Annotated in this window: 15 protein-coding genes; 7 read left to right on the forward strand and 8 right to left on the reverse strand. The window is 70.8% G+C overall.

All coding sequences use genetic code 11. From position 1 onward, the window contains the following. Positions 1-36: 36 nt before the first annotated feature. Positions 37-777 carry a 3-oxoacyl-[acyl-carrier-protein] reductase gene (gene fabG / locus ACW174_RS16375; RefSeq protein WP_492015424.1) on the reverse strand — a complete coding sequence of 247 codons (741 nt, stop codon included), beginning with the start codon at positions 775-777 and terminating at the stop codon, positions 37-39. Positions 778-847: 70 nt separating this feature from the next. Between fabG and ACW174_RS16380 the strand changes: the two genes are divergently transcribed. Continuing rightward, entirely contained in the window at positions 848-2,131 is a 1,284-nt protein-coding gene (locus ACW174_RS16380) for a serine hydrolase domain-containing protein (protein ID WP_492015425.1), read from the forward strand. Positions 2,132-2,259: 128 nt separating this feature from the next. Here the strand turns inward: ACW174_RS16380 and fabD are convergent, their stop codons facing one another. From fabD to ACW174_RS16400, 4 genes are all read right to left on the reverse strand, one after another. Beyond that, complete coding sequence (fabD, locus tag ACW174_RS16385; protein ID WP_492015426.1) at positions 2,260-3,213, reverse strand: ACP S-malonyltransferase; 954 nt, start codon at positions 3,211-3,213, stop codon at positions 2,260-2,262. Positions 3,214-3,291: 78 nt separating this feature from the next. Then, entirely contained in the window at positions 3,292-3,540 is a 249-nt protein-coding gene (locus ACW174_RS16390) for a hypothetical protein (protein ID WP_492015427.1), read from the reverse strand. Positions 3,541-3,658: 118 nt separating this feature from the next. Beyond that, entirely contained in the window at positions 3,659-5,065 is a 1,407-nt protein-coding gene (locus ACW174_RS16395; protein ID WP_492015428.1) for an FAD-binding oxidoreductase, read from the reverse strand. A gap of 52 nt (positions 5,066-5,117) precedes the next feature. Then, positions 5,118-5,894 carry a LytTR family DNA-binding domain-containing protein gene (locus ACW174_RS16400; RefSeq protein WP_492015429.1) on the reverse strand — a complete coding sequence of 259 codons (777 nt, stop codon included), beginning with the start codon at positions 5,892-5,894 and terminating at the stop codon, positions 5,118-5,120. 111 nt (positions 5,895-6,005) lie between these two features. Here ACW174_RS16400 and ACW174_RS16405 point away from each other — a divergent pair, with 111 nt between their 5' ends. Continuing rightward, entirely contained in the window at positions 6,006-7,367 is a 1,362-nt protein-coding gene (locus ACW174_RS16405) for an alpha/beta hydrolase family protein (RefSeq protein WP_492015430.1), read from the forward strand. A gap of 4 nt (positions 7,368-7,371) precedes the next feature. Here ACW174_RS16405 and ACW174_RS16410 read toward each other — a convergent pair whose 3' ends face one another. After that, entirely contained in the window at positions 7,372-8,805 is a 1,434-nt protein-coding gene (locus ACW174_RS16410; RefSeq protein ID WP_492015431.1) for a LytR/AlgR family response regulator transcription factor, read from the reverse strand. A gap of 112 nt (positions 8,806-8,917) precedes the next feature. Between ACW174_RS16410 and ACW174_RS16415 the strand changes: the two genes are divergently transcribed. After that, the gene (locus tag ACW174_RS16415; RefSeq protein ID WP_492015432.1) at positions 8,918-10,378 is read left to right on the forward strand and encodes an alpha/beta hydrolase; all 1,461 of its coding nucleotides are present in this window, start codon (positions 8,918-8,920) and stop codon (positions 10,376-10,378) included. A gap of 21 nt (positions 10,379-10,399) precedes the next feature. Here ACW174_RS16415 and ACW174_RS16420 read toward each other — a convergent pair whose 3' ends face one another. Next, positions 10,400-10,948 carry a GNAT family N-acetyltransferase gene (locus ACW174_RS16420; RefSeq protein ID WP_492015433.1) on the reverse strand — a complete coding sequence of 183 codons (549 nt, stop codon included), beginning with the start codon at positions 10,946-10,948 and terminating at the stop codon, positions 10,400-10,402. 72 nt (positions 10,949-11,020) lie between these two features. Between ACW174_RS16420 and ACW174_RS16425 the strand changes: the two genes are divergently transcribed. The 3 genes from ACW174_RS16425 to ACW174_RS16435 all read left to right on the forward strand — a co-directional run bounded on the left by ACW174_RS16425 (position 11,021) and on the right by ACW174_RS16435 (position 13,049). After that, on the forward strand, positions 11,021-11,482 hold the full coding sequence (locus ACW174_RS16425) for an NUDIX hydrolase (RefSeq protein WP_492015434.1): 462 nt from the start codon (positions 11,021-11,023) through the stop codon (positions 11,480-11,482). Positions 11,483-11,579: 97 nt separating this feature from the next. Beyond that, positions 11,580-12,587, forward strand: coding sequence for an SPFH domain-containing protein (locus tag ACW174_RS16430; RefSeq protein ID WP_492015435.1), 1,008 nt, complete (start codon positions 11,580-11,582; stop codon positions 12,585-12,587). A 3-nt stretch (positions 12,588-12,590) separates the two neighbouring features. Continuing rightward, positions 12,591-13,049: an NfeD family protein gene (locus ACW174_RS16435; protein WP_492015436.1), complete on the forward strand. Its 459-nt coding sequence runs from the start codon at positions 12,591-12,593 to the stop codon at positions 13,047-13,049. 168 nt (positions 13,050-13,217) lie between these two features. Here the strand turns inward: ACW174_RS16435 and rnhA are convergent, their stop codons facing one another. Next, positions 13,218-13,661: a ribonuclease HI gene (gene rnhA, locus ACW174_RS16440; protein ID WP_492015437.1), complete on the reverse strand. Its 444-nt coding sequence runs from the start codon at positions 13,659-13,661 to the stop codon at positions 13,218-13,220. Positions 13,662-13,766: 105 nt separating this feature from the next. Between rnhA and ACW174_RS16445 the strand changes: the two genes are divergently transcribed. Continuing rightward, a complete protein-coding gene (locus ACW174_RS16445) occupies positions 13,767-13,985 on the forward strand; it encodes a twin-arginine translocase TatA/TatE family subunit (RefSeq protein WP_492015438.1) in 219 nt (72 codons plus the stop codon). Positions 13,986-14,012: the final 27 nt, after the last annotated feature.

Below are 14,012 nucleotides of genomic sequence, written 5' to 3' on the forward strand. Positions count from 1 at the left end.
TCTCCATCGAAGATGGGGAGGGGTGAAGTCCCCCGATCAGATCATCGCCATGCCGCCGTTCACGTGCAGCGTCTGCCCCGTGACGTAGGCGGCTTCATCCGACGACAGATACACCGCCGCCGCCGCGATCTCGTCGCCGGTGCCCAGGCGGCCGGCCGGGATGTTCTTCAGGATGGTCTCGCGCTGCTGGTCGTTGAGCACGTCGGTCATCGGCGAGGCGATGAAGCCGGGGGCGATGCAGTTGACCGTGATGCCGCGCGACCCGACTTCCTGGGCCAGCGACTTGGAGAAGCCGATCATGCCGGCCTTGGAGGCCGCATAGTTGGTCTGGCCCGGATTGCCGGTGACGCCGACCACCGAGGTCACGCCGATGATGCGGCCCGAGCGGCGCTTCATCATCCCCTTCATCGCGGCGCGCGACAGGCGGAAATAGCTCTCCAGATTGATCTGGATGACCGACTGGAAGTCCTCGTCCTTCATCCGCATCAGCAGGCCGTCCTTGGTGATCCCCGCATTGGCCACCAGGATGTCCAGCGGGGCGCCGGCCACCTCTTCGGCGCGCGCGACCAGACCGTCCACCGACTCGGGGTCCGACAGGTTGGCGGCGGCGGCGAAGGCGCGCTCGCCGAGGTCCTTCGCCAGATCCGCCAGCACCGCCTCGCGCGTGCCGGACAGGATGACTGTCGCGCCCTGCGCGTGCAGGGCGCGGGCGACCGCGCCGCCGATGCCGCCGGTCGCGCCGGTCACCAGCGCCGTCTTTCCAGTGAGGTTGAACATTTTCAAAGCTCCGCCATTTCGTGCGAGGGGTCTAACCGAGCCCGCGTCATATCTCCAGAAGGAACGCCCGATGGACCGAAACCGCTTCACCGCCAGCCGCCGCACCCTGCTTCTGGGCGCGGGCGCCCTTGGATTAAGCGGCTGCGGGACCCTCGATTTCGGGGGTGGAGCCACCCCGACGATTCGCGGTCTGGACCGCCTGCCCCGCACCCAGACGGTGCTGAACCGCTTCGTCATCGAGCGGAAACTGCCCGGCGTCTCTGTCGGCGTGCGCACCCCCGACGGCGACGATCTGTTCCTTCAGGCGGGGACGCTGGGCTACGGCAGTTTCGACCGCGTCACCCCCGACAGCCTGTTCCGCATCTTCTCCATGACCAAGCCGATCACGGGCGCGGCGGCGGCCCTCTTGATCGAGGACGGCAAACTGACGCTGGACACGCCGGTGGCCGACATCGTGCCCGAGTTCGCCAATCTGAAGGTCGCCGCCAATCCGGACCGCGGCCTCGACGGCCGGGCCGCGCGCAACCCGATGCTGATCCGCCACCTGCTGACCCACACCAGCGGGCTCAGCTACTCCATCGCCGGCGACGGCCCCATCCCGCGCGCCTATCGCGAGGCCGGAATCACCCCCGGCGCGCCCGGCGGCGACACCAATCAGGTCCGCGACCTCGATACGTTGGTCCAGAAGCTGGGCGAACTGCCCCTGACCAATGAGCCGGGGACCGCCTATCACTACAGCGCCTCTCTCGATGTGCTGGGGCTGGTTATCCAGCGCGTCTCGGGCATGGCCTTCCCCGACTTCGTCCAGCGCCGCCTGCTCAATCCGGTCGGCATGGGCGACACCGTCTGGCGGCTGCGCGACGGCGATGCGGCGCGGCTGATGCAGGTCTATGCCTTCAGCCGGAACGGCGGGACGCCACCCGCGGCCGTGCCGGGTCTGTCGGCGGAGGACTATGCCCGCCCCGTCACCCTCTATTCCGGCGGCGGCGGCCTGATCTCCTCGACGCGCGACTACCTCGACTTCCTGTCCATGCTGCTGAACGACGGCCGCGCGGGACGAGTGCGGGTCATGAGGCCCGAGACCGCACGGATGATCCGCACCGACATCCTGCCCGCCGACCTGACGGCCGAAGGCGGCGGCTTCGGCTTCGGCGGCTGGGTCGCCCGTCCGGGCCACCCGCGTCAGGGCGAGTTCGGCTGGAGCGGCGCGGCGGGCACCCAAGGCTGGATCGACCCGGAACAGCGCTTCGCCGCCACGATGATGATCCAGGCCATGCCCTACCGCGCCGTCGACATCCTGACCGAGCTCCGGCCCGCGCTGGACGCGGATCTGGGGATCGTCCGGGCGGCCTGAGTGGCGAGTGGCCAGTGGCCAGTGACGAGTGATCTGCGGATTCGCGGGTTGCGGAAGGGCGGCGCAGACAGCGCCGTCGCTGGATGGCGGCCAGCCACTCGCCACTCGCCACTCCCGACACGCCGGCGTCAGCCTCCGGTCACCGACCGCGCAAACGCTTCCAGCTCTTCGGCCGTGTTCAGCGACAGGCTCTCGGCGTCCGGGGCGATGCGCTTGGCCATGCCGGTCAGGACCTTGCCCGAGCCGATCTCGACGAAACGGGTCACCCCACCCTCCCCGGCCATCCACTCCATCGACTCGCGCCAGCGGACGCGGCCGGTGACCTGTTCGACCAGCAGGCGGCGGATGACTTCCGGATCGGTTTCCGGACGGGCGGTGACATTGGCCACCACCGGCACGACCGGCGCCAGGATGGTCGCGGCGGCGAGGGCGGCGGCCATCTCATCGGCGGCGGGCTGCATCAGCGGACAGTGGAAGGGGGCCGAGACGTTCAGCGGGATGGCCCGCGCGCCCAGTTCCTTGGCCTTCTCGATGGCCCGGTCCACGGCGGCCTTGTCGCCCGAGATGACGATGTTGCCGGCGTTGTTGTCATTGGCGACCACGCAGACGCCGACTTCAGACCCGGCGGCAGCGGCGGCTTCGGCCAGGGCCAGGTCCGTCTTCGGCCCGATCAGCGAGGCCATGGCGCCCTTGCCCACCGGCACGGCGCGCTGCATCGCCTGACCGCGCAGTTTCAGCAGGCGGGCCGTGTCGGCCAGCGAGATCGAACCGGCGGCGCACAGGGCCGAATATTCGCCCAGCGAGTGGCCGGCCACGAAGGCGGCGCGGCTGACGTCCACCCCGAACTCGACCTTCAGCACCCGGGCGGCGGCGGCCGAAACGGCCATCAGGGCCGGCTGGGCGTTCTCGGTCAGGGTCAGCTGGTCTTCCGGCCCCTCGCGCATCAGCACCGACAGCTTCTGGCCCAGCGCCTCGTCCACTTCGTTGAAGACGTCGCGGGCCGAGGCGAAGGCGTCGGCCAGCGCCGCGCCCATGCCGACCGACTGGCTGCCTTGGCCGGGGAACAGAAGGGCGAGGGTCATGAGAGGGCTCCGAAGCCGTGAATCAGGGCCGCAGCGATAAGCCGGGCGTGACGCAGGGGCAAGCCGGGCGGTGCGCCCTCAGCCCCAGAGGTGGATCGCGTCCGGCGCGGCCTGCGTCTCCACCGGCGCGCTTTCGCCCGCATAGCTGATCCGGCTCTCGCGCCCGCCGCAGACGCAGCGGAACCGCTGCGACGCGCCCGCCGTCGGCCAGTCGCGGGTCGCGCCGAACATCGTCCGGGCGTCCATCAGGGCCACGTGCACGCAGCCCGGCGACAGGCAGCGCACGATCATCCGTCCGCGCGACGCATCCATTTGAGATTCGGCCATTCAGTCCTCCCGGACCCGCAAGCTAGCCGGGCCGGTCGGTGAGTCACAAGGCTTGATGTTCCGTCTTTGTTCTCATATCCACAGCGATGATCGAACCGCTGTGATGTGAACGGCGGCCCTAGAACAGCACCGCCGGGTTCATGATCCTGAGCGGATCAATCGCCGCCCGCACCGCCTGCATGGTCGCGACCTCCAGCGGCGTCTTGTAGCGCCGCGCCTCTTCGGTCTTCAGCCGGCCCAGCCCGTGCTCGGCCGAGATGGAGCCGTCGTAGCGGGCGACGATGTCGTGGACGATCTCCGAGCCCTGCATCCAGCGGCCGATGAAGGCGGCGTGGTCGGCGCCCGGCGGGCACAGGACATCGTAGTGCATATTGCCGTCGCCGACGTGGCCGAAGGCGCTGATCCGCGCGCCCGGCTCGAACCGCTCCACCGCCGCCGAGGCCTCATCCAGGAAGTCGGCGATGCGCGAGACGGGCACGGAGACATCGTGCTTCCAGCCCCCGCCCTCGGGCTTCTGGGCCGCCGACTGTTCCTCGCGCACCTTCCAGAAAGCCGCGCGCTGGGCGTCGTTCTGGGCGATGGCGGCGTCGACGATTAGCCCCGCCTCGAACGCGTCCGACAGCAGCCGTTCCAGCGCCGCGTCGGCCGCCCCCGGCTCGCCCGAGGCCAGCTCGATCAGCACATACCAGTTCGGCGCGCTGTCCAGCGGTTCGCGCGTGTCGGGGATGTGGCGCAGCACGAACTCCATGCCGATCCGCTTCATCAGCTCGAAGGCCTCGACGCCCCCGCCCGTCTCGGCCTTGGCCCGCGCCAGCAGTTCGATCGCCGCGTGGGCCGTCTCCAGCCCCACCATCGCCGTGGCCCGTGAGCGCATGATCGGAAACAGCTTCAGCGTCGCCGCCGTCACCACCCCCAGCGTCCCCTCGGCCCCGATCAGCAGCTGCTTCAGGTCATAGCCGGTGTTGTCCTTCCTCAGCCGTTTCAGCCCGTGGAAGACCTGCCCGTCCGGCATCACCGCCTCGATGCCCAGCACCAGGTCGCGCATCATGCCGTAGCGCACCACCTGGGTGCCGCCCGCATTGGTCGAGATCACCCCGCCGATGGTGGCCGAGCCCTCCGACGCCAGGCTCAGCGGAAACCGTCGTCCCGCCGCCGTCGCGGCCTGCTGGGCCTCGAGCAGCGTCACCCCCGCCTCCACCGTCATGGCGTCGTCCAGCGGCGTCACATCACGCACCGCCCTCAGCTTGCGCGTCGACAGCAGCACCTCGCCGAACGGGATCTGCCCGCCGACCAGACCGGTGTCGCCGCCCTGCGGCACCACGGCCACCCGATGCTCGGCACAGATCGAGATCAGTCGCGCCACCTCCCCGGTCGAGCGCGGGGTCAGCATCAGAGGCGTATTCCCCGACCACCGGTTCCGCCACTCCGTCAGCCACGGCGCGATATCGGACGGATCATCGGTCCACCCGCCAGGTCCGGCGGCGGCCTTGAGGGCGGCGAGAGCTTCTGGCGACGGGGAGGTCATGGGGATTTGTGGCAAAGCGTCGCCGCTTGCGCCAGTTGAAATGGCGGAAGGCCTAAAACCAGCCCGCCGCCTTCAGCACCGCCGCATGGGTCCGGCTGATCGGCGCGATCAGGCCGCCGACCAGATGCGCCTCCCCCGCGCCGCGCCGCCACTGCACGGACTCCACCGCTTCGGCGGCGATCCACCACGACCGATGCACCCGCCAGCCGTGAGCCGCGGCCAGGTCCGCCAGCGCATCGGCGAACCGCAGGGTCAGCAGTTCAACCCCCGCGTCCGTATGGACCTTCAGATAGTGGTCGTGCGCCTCGACGGCGATCAGCCGCGCCGCACGGCGCTTCGCCGACAGCCGACGCCGGAACGCCGCCTCGGCCTCGGGCAGCGGCGGGGCGATGACGGTCCGGGTCTCGACCCGCACGGGCGGGCGTCGCCAGATCAGGGCCCGCACGCTCATCACCGCCAGCATGATCGGCCACACCTGCCACAGCAGCCACAGATAGGCGGACCAGAGGATCGGCTGGCCCACGAGCAGATGCTGGGTGACCAGCACCAGCAGGGTCACCGGCGGCGTCATCAGCACCGAGACCGCCGCCACCCGCCGCCAGGGCCGCGCGATCCGCCGGCTCAGCAGTTCGTCCGCAACCACCCCGATCAGTCCGCCTCCGACGATGCAGATCAGCCAGTAGACATACCGCTCCGCGACAGGCGCGCGCTCCGAGTCGAACGGACCCAGAAAGCCCATCAGCAGGCCGATCGCGACCAGCAGGACGAGGTCGGTCGCCCACCGCCGCGCCGTCGCCGTTCCGATCCGCTGTCCCGCCCTGTCGCCCATGCCGTCCCGTTCGCGCAGCCCCGGCGCCGTTCACGCAATCGGGCCTAGCGAGCCGCCGCACGCCCGGCAAGGACGGTCCGCGAAACGCCCCTCCCGCCAACAGGACCATCCATGCCCCACGCCCGGCTCGCCGCCACCCTCACCGTCGCCCTGTCCATCGTCGCCTCTCCCGCCCTGGCCCAGCTTCCGGGCGCCGATGTCGATGCGCGGCCCGATCCGGCCGTGACCTGCCACGTCGGCCTCTATCGTCTGGACGACGGCAGTTGGGTCGACGTCGCGCCGCTGGTCAGCCGCGGACTGCGCTGGCGGCGGCTGGACGGCGCCACGGCCCGCATGACCCTCGACGCCGAGGGCCGCTGGGTCAGCACCACGGGCTCCACCCGCCGCGTCGAAGGCCCCCAGCCCCAGCTCGGCGCCTGCGACCAGGGCCGCATCACCTTCGAGGGCCACACCGGCGTCCGCGAGACGCTTCAGGTCCGGGACACCACCTTCACCGGTCAGGGCGGCGTCCGCCTCAACGGCCGGCTGATCCTGCCGCCGGGCGACGGCCCCGTGCCCATCATGGTCGAGGTGCACGGCTCCGAGGGCGCCGACGCCCTGACCTTCAACGCCTTCCAGCGGTTCGCCCCGGCGTCCGGCGTCGGCGTCTTCGTCTACGCCAAGCGCGGCTCGGGCGGGTCGGAGGGCCGCTACACCCAGGACTTCCAGGTCCTGGCCGGGGACGCCGCCGCCGCCGTGATCGAGGCGCGTCGGCTGGCGGGCGGCCGCGCGGGCCGGGTCGGGCTGCACGGCGCCAGTCAGGGCGGCTGGGTCGCCCCCCTCGCCGCCGACCGCACGCCCGTCGACTTCGTCATCATCGGCTTCGGCCTGGCCTATGGCGTCCTGTCCGAGGACAGCGATCAGGTCGCGCAGGACCTGACGGCCAGGGGTTGGGGGCCGGACGTGCTCGAACAGGCGCGTCACATCACCGATGTCACCGCCGCCTTCGTCGCCTCGCGCGGGGCCGTCGGCTTCGGCGATCTGGAGGCCATCCGCGCCCGCTACCGCGCCGAGCCTTGGTACGCCGACATCCGGGGCGAGTTCACCGGCCTGCTGCTGACCGCGCCCAATGCGCAGATCATCGCCATGGCCCCGCAGCTCGATGCCGGGACCTCCTGGGACTACGACCCCCTGCCCGTCCTGACGCGGCTGAACGCCCCCATGCTGTGGATCCAGGCCGAAGACGACACCGGCGCCCCGCCGGACGCCACCCGCCGCCGCCTGATCGATCTGTCCGCGCAGGGGCGTCCGATCACCCTGCTGGAATATCCGGACACCGACCACGGCATCCTGCGCTACGAAACCGCCGCCGACGGCGCCCGCACGATGCTGGGCTATGCCCCCGGCTACTATCAGGCCGTGCTGGACTGGGCCCGCACCGGCCGCCTCGACGGCGACTACGGCGACGGCCGTCTGCTGGCCCGGGCGCGGTGAGCCCTCAGACCCCGGGCCGGAAGGGCGGCGCCTGATCCAGCGCCGCGCGCACGGCGGCCATCCGGTTGCGGCTGATCGGCAGGGCCTCGCCTTCGGTCATCAGCAGCCGGCCCCGGCCGCCCTCCCGCTCCAGCCCGCGCACCTGGTCCAGATTGGCGATCACCGACCGGTGGACCCGCAGGAAGCACTCCGGCAGGTCTGCCTCCAGCCCATCCAGACGCGCCGCGTGCAGCAGCCGCCGCCCGCCCGCCAGCCTCAGCTCGACATAGTCGTCCGCCCCCACGACCGCGACGATGTCGGCGAACGGCACCCGCTCGACCCGCCGCGACGACGCCACGGTCAGGCAGTTCGGACGCGCCGCCGCCTCGGTCAGCACGGCCTCGCGCGCCCGGTCGTCCCGCCCCAGCCGCACCACCTCGACCATCAGCAACGGCAGGACCAGCCCGGCGGCGAACAGGAAGTAGGACAGGTCGACCAACCACTCGGGAAAGGCCGCGCCCGCCGCGATGAACAGGCCCAGATAGGCCAGCATCGGCCGCGCCCCCGGCTGCCGGCGCCACACCGCGACCGCGGCCACCACCGCCGAGACTCCGACGCCGACCATCAGGGCCAGCCAGGTCTTGGCGTCAAAGCCGGGGACCAGACAGGTCGCCAGCACGGCCACGCCGACGATCCCCGTCGCCGGCCGCCGCGCCTGCGGCCAGAACCGCGACAGCATCCACGACGCCAGCAGGACCGCGAACGCCGCCCCCAACCCCCAGATTCCGACCAGCCGCCAGCCGTGCACCGGATAGGCGTAGGGAATCAGCACTCTCAGACTTTCCAGAACCGCCTGCAGCCCCGCCACCCCGGCCAGTCCCGCCAGCATCAGGCTGGAGCTTGTGCGGCGCAGGCCGTGGATCACCCCGAATCCAAAGGCGGCGGCGAAGAGGCAGCCCGCCGCGATGAAGGCCGCCGCCAGGAACGGCGCCCGCGACGGCCAGGGATAGGGCGCGACCATCAGGCCCGCCACCGGCGCGTCCAGCCGCACCGCCCCGTGGAAGGAGGACATGCGGACCACGACGACATTGTCCGTCGCCCGCCACAGGCCCTCCCGGATCGGGAAACTGACCTGATACCGTCCGGCGACCTCCGTCGCGGCGGATGGGCCCGGCCGGCCGTTGGCGCCCAGCCGCTCGCCGTTCAGCCAGACCTCCGACGAGGCCACGCCCACGACGTAGAAGGCGACCGGCTCTTGCCCCGTCGGCCGCGCCACGACCGAGCGAAGCCACAGCTCCCGGCCCTGCGGGTCGATGACCCCGGCGACCGGGTGACAATCGCTCAGCACGGGCGCCGCCGCGCCGGGCGCGCCCCGGCACGTCTGCCACGCCCCGTCCTGCGCTCGCGCGGCGGTCGGCAGGCCGGTCACAAGAAGAAGGAGAAGAAGAAGCCGCCACATGGCCGCAAGCCATACCGTGTCATTCGCCGGAAAGCGCCGCCATTCACCGATGCGGACGCACCGTTGGCCGAAACGCGCTTCCCGCCGTCGAAAAGTCCGCTTCACCCGACGCATGACCCACATCTCGCTGAACCGCCGCTCCCTGCTCTCCGCCGCCGGCCTCGCCGCCCCCGGCCTGATGCTGCCATGGACCGCCCACGCCCAGACCCCGCCCGCGGCCGAGCCCGGCCCGTTCCGGTTCACCGCCGGCAACGGTCAGGGAACCGACGCCGAGCGCGGCTTCCTCGAGGTTCCGGAGGATCGCCGCCTCCCCGGCGCGCGCCGCATCCGCCTCGGCTATGTCCGCTTCCCCTCGACCTCGCCCAATCCGGGGCCGCCGATCGTCTATCTGGCCGGCGGACCGGGAGGCTCCGGCGTGCGCACGGCGATGGGGCCGCGCTTCCCGATCTTCATGGCCCTGCGCGAGGTGGCGGACGTCATCGCCCTCGACCAGCGCGGCGTCGGCCTGTCGGCCCACATCCCCGACCGTCCCGCCGGGGCCGGCCCCTGGCCCGCCCTGACCCGCGACGGCATGACCGGCTGGTATCGCGACGAGATCCAGAAGGCCTGGGTCGACTGGACCCGCGCCGGCGTCGCCATGACCGGCTACAACACTGAACAGAACGCCGACGACATCGAGGATCTGCGCCGCCATCTCGGCGTCGAGCGGTTCAATCTGTGGGGCATCAGCTACGGCACGCACCTGGCCCTGTCCGTCCTGAAGCGTCACCCGCAGTCCATCGGACGCGTCGCCCTCGCCAGCCTCGAGGGGGCTGACCAGACGGTGAAGCGCCCCGCCCACATCGACGCCTTCCTGCGGCGCGTGGACCGGCTGCTCGACGCCGATCCGGTCGTCCGCGCCGCCGTCCCGGACCTGCCCGCCCTCATGCGGCGCGTCCATGAGCGGCTGGAGGCCGATCCGGCGCCGATGACCGTGACCGGCCCGGCCGGCTCGGCCGAGATCCGGCTCGGCGGCTTCGGGGTCCAGCTCGCGGCCGGCGGCATGGTCGCCAACCCGCCCAGCCTGTCCCTGCTGCCGGGCCTCTATCTGGCGCTGGACGCCGGCAGGATGGAGGCGCTCGCCCCGTTGATGCCGCATCCTTCCGGCCTGTTCAGCCTCTCCGGAATGCCCGAGGCCATGGACATCGCGTCCGGCATCTCGCCCGCCCGGCTGGCCCTGGTCGAGGAAGAGCGGAAGACGGCCGTCCTCGGCGACGCCTTCAACTTCCCCATGCCCCACCTGCTCGGCGCCATCCCCGGCATCGACCTCGGCCCGGACTTCCGCGCCCCGATCCGCATCGACACCCCGGCCCTGCTGGTCGCCGGTTCGCTGGACGGCCGCACCCCGCTGGAGGAACAGGCCGAGGTCATCGCCCAGTTCCGGAACCGGTCGCAGGTGCTGGTCGAGAACGCCGGCCACAATGTCTTCGAATCCCACCCGGAGGTTCAGCCGCTGCTGGTGCGCTTCTTCCGCGAGGAGCCGGTGGCCGACACGACCTTGACCCTGCCGCCGCCGACCTTCGCGGTCGGCTGAGGGGCCGGCGGGCGGATCCGGTCAGCCCCGCCCGGATCGGCTCGCCCGCCAGCGCTCCCGATCGATCTCCCACAACTCGGCCTCTTCGATCCCGCTCACCAGCGACAGCTCCAGCCGCCGCACCACCCGCATCCCCTGTTTCTCTGAGACCCGCCGTGAGGCCGGATTGGCCACCGCCTTGGGCACGCGCAGGACGGGCCTGCCCAGCACGTCGAACCAGTAGTCGGTCACCGCCGCGCTGGCCTCGGTCGCGAAGCCCTGACCCTGCTGGACGGGATCGATCCAGAAGCCGCGGTTGTCGTCGTCCTTGTCGGTCAGGGTGACGACCCCGATCAACCGCTCCGGCTCGGCCTTCCTGCGGATGCTCCAGTGCCAGGCCGTCCCCTCGGCCATCGCGGGCAGCGCGACCTGCGACACGAAGGCCTCCGCCCCGTCCTCCGGATAGGGCCAGGGCACCACGTTCGCCAACCAGCGCACCACCTCCCAGACCGGAAACGCCGCCTGGATGGCGGGCGCATCCGCTTGGGTCAGTGGCTGCAGCAACAGGCGTTCGGTCTCCAGGGGCGTCATGACAGAAGCATAGGGCCGTCCCGGGCCGCCGCAACGGTGGACAGCCGCCCGCGAATGCCCGGATATGCGTCCATGGCCTCGCCCCTGACCGTTCTCTTCCCCGCCCCCGTCCCCGCCGTCGGCGTCGTCTGCCTGCGCGGTGATGAGGTCCTGCTGATCCGTCGCGGCAAGCCGCCGCGGATGGGCGAGTGGAGCCTGCCCGGCGGCCGCATCGAGCCGGGGGAGCGCGCGGTCGACGCCGCCCTGCGCGAACTGATGGAGGAGACCGGCGTCACCGCCCGGATCACCGGCCTGCTGGACGTGGTCGACGGCCTCTTCCCCGAGGCCGGTCGCCACTATGTGCTGATCGACTATGCCGCCGAGTGGCGATCGGGCGAGCCGGTGGCCGGAGACGACGCGCTGGAGGCGCGATTCGTGCCGCTGGATCAGGTGGAGGCCCTGATCGACTGGTCCGAGACGCGGCGGATCATCGCACTGGCGGCTGACCGGGCCCGTGAACAGGACAGGGAACAGGACCGGGCCCCACCGGCCTGAAACGGCGAAGATTACGGGGATGTCATCAACCCTCGGTCCGGTTTCGATGGCGCGCGCCCCCCAGCCTGATACCCTGACGGGAATTGGGAGGCTTTTGATGGACTTTTCTATTCTCTTCTTCGTGGGGCTGGTCGTTCTGGCCTTCGTCCTGCTGTTCAGCGTTGTGAAGATCGTGCCGCAAGGTCGTGAATTCACGGTCGAACGCTTCGGCAAATACACCCGCACCCTGGCGCCGGGCATCAGCCTGCTGACCCCCTTCGTCGAACGGGTCGGCCGACGCATGAACATGATGGAGCAGGTCCTCGACGTGCCCCAGCAGGAGGTCATCACCAAGGACAACGCCATGGTGAAGGTCGACGCCATCGTCTTCATCCAGGTCATGGACGCCGGACGCGCGGCCTACCGGGTCGAGAACCTTCCCTACGCCATCACCCAGCTCTGCTCGACCAACCTGCGTACCGTGGTCGGCTCGATGGACCTCGATGAGGTGCTGTTCCAGCGCGACAACATCAACTCGCGCCTGCTGACCGTGATCGACGCGGCGACCGAGCCGTGGGGCGTCAAGGTCAACCGGATCGAGATCAAGGACCTGACCCCGCCCGTCGACATCACCAACGCCATGGCGCGTCAGATGAAGGCGGAGCGCGAGCGTCGCGCCGTCATCACCGAGGCCGAGGGCGAAAAGCAGGCCGCGATCGCCCGCGCCGAGGGCGCCAAACAGGCCGCCATTCTGGAGGCCGAAGGCCGCCGTGAAGCCGCCTTCCGCGACGCCGAGGCCCGCGAACGCGAAGCCGAGGCCGAGGCCCGCGCCACCGAAATGGTGTCCAACGCCATCGCCGCCGGCGACGTGAACGCGATCAACTACTTCGTCGCCCAGAAGTACGTCGAGGCCTTCGCCGAACTGGCCCGCAGCCCGCAGCAGAAGACGGTCATCGTCCCCGCCGAGATGGGCGCCCTGGTCGGCACCATCGCCGGCATCGGCCAACTGGTGAACCTGGCGCAGGACCAGCAGCACCGTCCGGCGCCGGCCCAGGCCGCGGCGCCCGTCGCGCCGCGTCCGCCCTCGCCCCCGCGCCCGCCCCGTCCCACTGTTCCGAGGACCTGATCCATGGACGCCCTGATCCAGTTCCACAGCGCTCAACCCTTCTGGGTCTGGCTGGCGCTCGGCGTGATCCTGCTGGCGGTCGAGGCGGCCTTCTCGACCGAATGGCTGCTGTGGCCCGCCGTGGCCGCGGGCGTGGTGGCGGTCCTGACCGCCGTCGGCCTGCCGCTCGGCTTCTGGGGCGAGGTCGCCCTGTTCGCCGCCCTGACCGTCGCCGCGACCCTGCTGTCGCGTCGCCTGATCCAGCGCGTGAACCCGACCGACAGCCCGGACATCAACGCCCGCGAAGGCCGTCTCGTCGGCCAGCGGGCCCAGGTCGTCCAGGCCTTCGTCGACGGCCGCGGCCGGGTCTTCGTCTCCGGCGCCGAATGGTCCGCCGAGATCGACGGCCCCGCCCCGCTGGCCGGTGAAAGCGTCATCGTCGAAAGCATCGACGGACCGAAGCTGAAGGTGCGGGCGGCGTAACCCCTCCGTCTCGACGGCTTAGCCGTCGAGCCACCTCCCCACTGCGTGGAGAGGTAAACCGCGTTTCTCACCTCTCCAGCGAAGCTGGGGAGGGGGACCATGCGAGCCGCAGGCGAAGCATGGTGGAGGGGTGATGCCGCTCCAGCCGGGGCCGACAAGACGGAGGGGTCAGCCCTTCCGCATCTCCGTGATCCCGCGGTTCGCCAGCCCGTCGGCCCGTTCGTTCAGCTCATGGCCGGCGTGGCCCTTCACCCAGTGCCATTTGACCTCGTGACGCGCGCGGGCGGCGTCCAGCCGTTTCCACAGGTCCTCGTTCTTGACCGGCTTCTTGTCGGCGGTTTTCCAGCCGCGCGCCTTCCAGCCCCGGATCCATTCGGTGATCCCCGTCATGACGTATTTGCTGTCGGTATGCAGATCGACGCGGCACGGCCGGGTCAGGGCCTCCAGCGCCATGATCGCCCCCATCAGCTCCATGCGGTTGTTGGTCGTGTTGGGCTCCCCGCCCCACAATTCCTTCTCCCGGCCCTCGCCGGCCTGAAGGATGGCGCCCCAGCCCCCGGGGCCCGGATTGCCCTTGCAGGCGCCGTCGGTGTGGATGATGACGTGACTCATCCGCGCGCTGTTACAGGTTCCCTTGGCGTCGCGCCACCGAACGGCCTATATGCGGCTTGAGAGTGTGATCGGGCCGCGCATCGGCCCGCCTGAGGAGATGTCGCTGTGGGTTCTTTCAGCATCTGGCACTGGGCCATCGTCGCCCTGATCGTGGTTGTGCTGTTCGGCGGCCGCGGCAAGCTGTCGTCCATCATGGGTGACGCCGCAAAGGGCGTGAAAGCCTTCAAGGACGGCCTCAAGGACACCGACGAGAACAAACCGGCCGACGAACGCGCCGGCGCCCTGCCGCGCACCGACGCGGAAAAAGAAGACCTGAAGTCGTAATCGCGCGCTCGCGCCGGAGAGACTGAC

This window comes from Brevundimonas sp. AVps31, assembly GCF_058681355.1.

What these genes read in the sequence shown, in the direction of transcription:
- fabG (WP_492015424.1), bottom strand. Translation starts at nt 777, where the DNA reads ATGTTCAACCTCACTGGAAAGACGGCGCTGGTGACCGGCGCGACCGGC.
- ACW174_RS16420 (WP_492015433.1), bottom strand. Translation starts at nt 10,948, where the DNA reads ATGACGCCCCTGGAGACCGAACGCCTGTTGCTGCAGCCACTGACCCAA.
- ACW174_RS16380 (WP_492015425.1), top strand. Translation starts at nt 848, where the DNA reads ATGGACCGAAACCGCTTCACCGCCAGCCGCCGCACCCTGCTTCTGGGC.
- ACW174_RS16415 (WP_492015432.1), top strand. Translation starts at nt 8,918, where the DNA reads ATGACCCACATCTCGCTGAACCGCCGCTCCCTGCTCTCCGCCGCCGGC.
- ACW174_RS16400 (WP_492015429.1), bottom strand. Translation starts at nt 5,894, where the DNA reads ATGGGCGACAGGGCGGGACAGCGGATCGGAACGGCGACGGCGCGGCGG.
- ACW174_RS16425 (WP_492015434.1), top strand. Translation starts at nt 11,021, where the DNA reads ATGGCCTCGCCCCTGACCGTTCTCTTCCCCGCCCCCGTCCCCGCCGTC.
- ACW174_RS16430 (WP_492015435.1), top strand. Translation starts at nt 11,580, where the DNA reads ATGGACTTTTCTATTCTCTTCTTCGTGGGGCTGGTCGTTCTGGCCTTC.
- ACW174_RS16410 (WP_492015431.1), bottom strand. Translation starts at nt 8,805, where the DNA reads ATGTGGCGGCTTCTTCTTCTCCTTCTTCTTGTGACCGGCCTGCCGACC.
- rnhA (WP_492015437.1), bottom strand. Translation starts at nt 13,661, where the DNA reads ATGAGTCACGTCATCATCCACACCGACGGCGCCTGCAAGGGCAATCCG.
- ACW174_RS16435 (WP_492015436.1), top strand. Translation starts at nt 12,591, where the DNA reads ATGGACGCCCTGATCCAGTTCCACAGCGCTCAACCCTTCTGGGTCTGG.
- ACW174_RS16390 (WP_492015427.1), bottom strand. Translation starts at nt 3,540, where the DNA reads ATGGCCGAATCTCAAATGGATGCGTCGCGCGGACGGATGATCGTGCGC.
- ACW174_RS16395 (WP_492015428.1), bottom strand. Translation starts at nt 5,065, where the DNA reads ATGACCTCCCCGTCGCCAGAAGCTCTCGCCGCCCTCAAGGCCGCCGCC.
- ACW174_RS16405 (WP_492015430.1), top strand. Translation starts at nt 6,006, where the DNA reads ATGCCCCACGCCCGGCTCGCCGCCACCCTCACCGTCGCCCTGTCCATC.
- fabD (WP_492015426.1), bottom strand. Translation starts at nt 3,213, where the DNA reads ATGACCCTCGCCCTTCTGTTCCCCGGCCAAGGCAGCCAGTCGGTCGGC.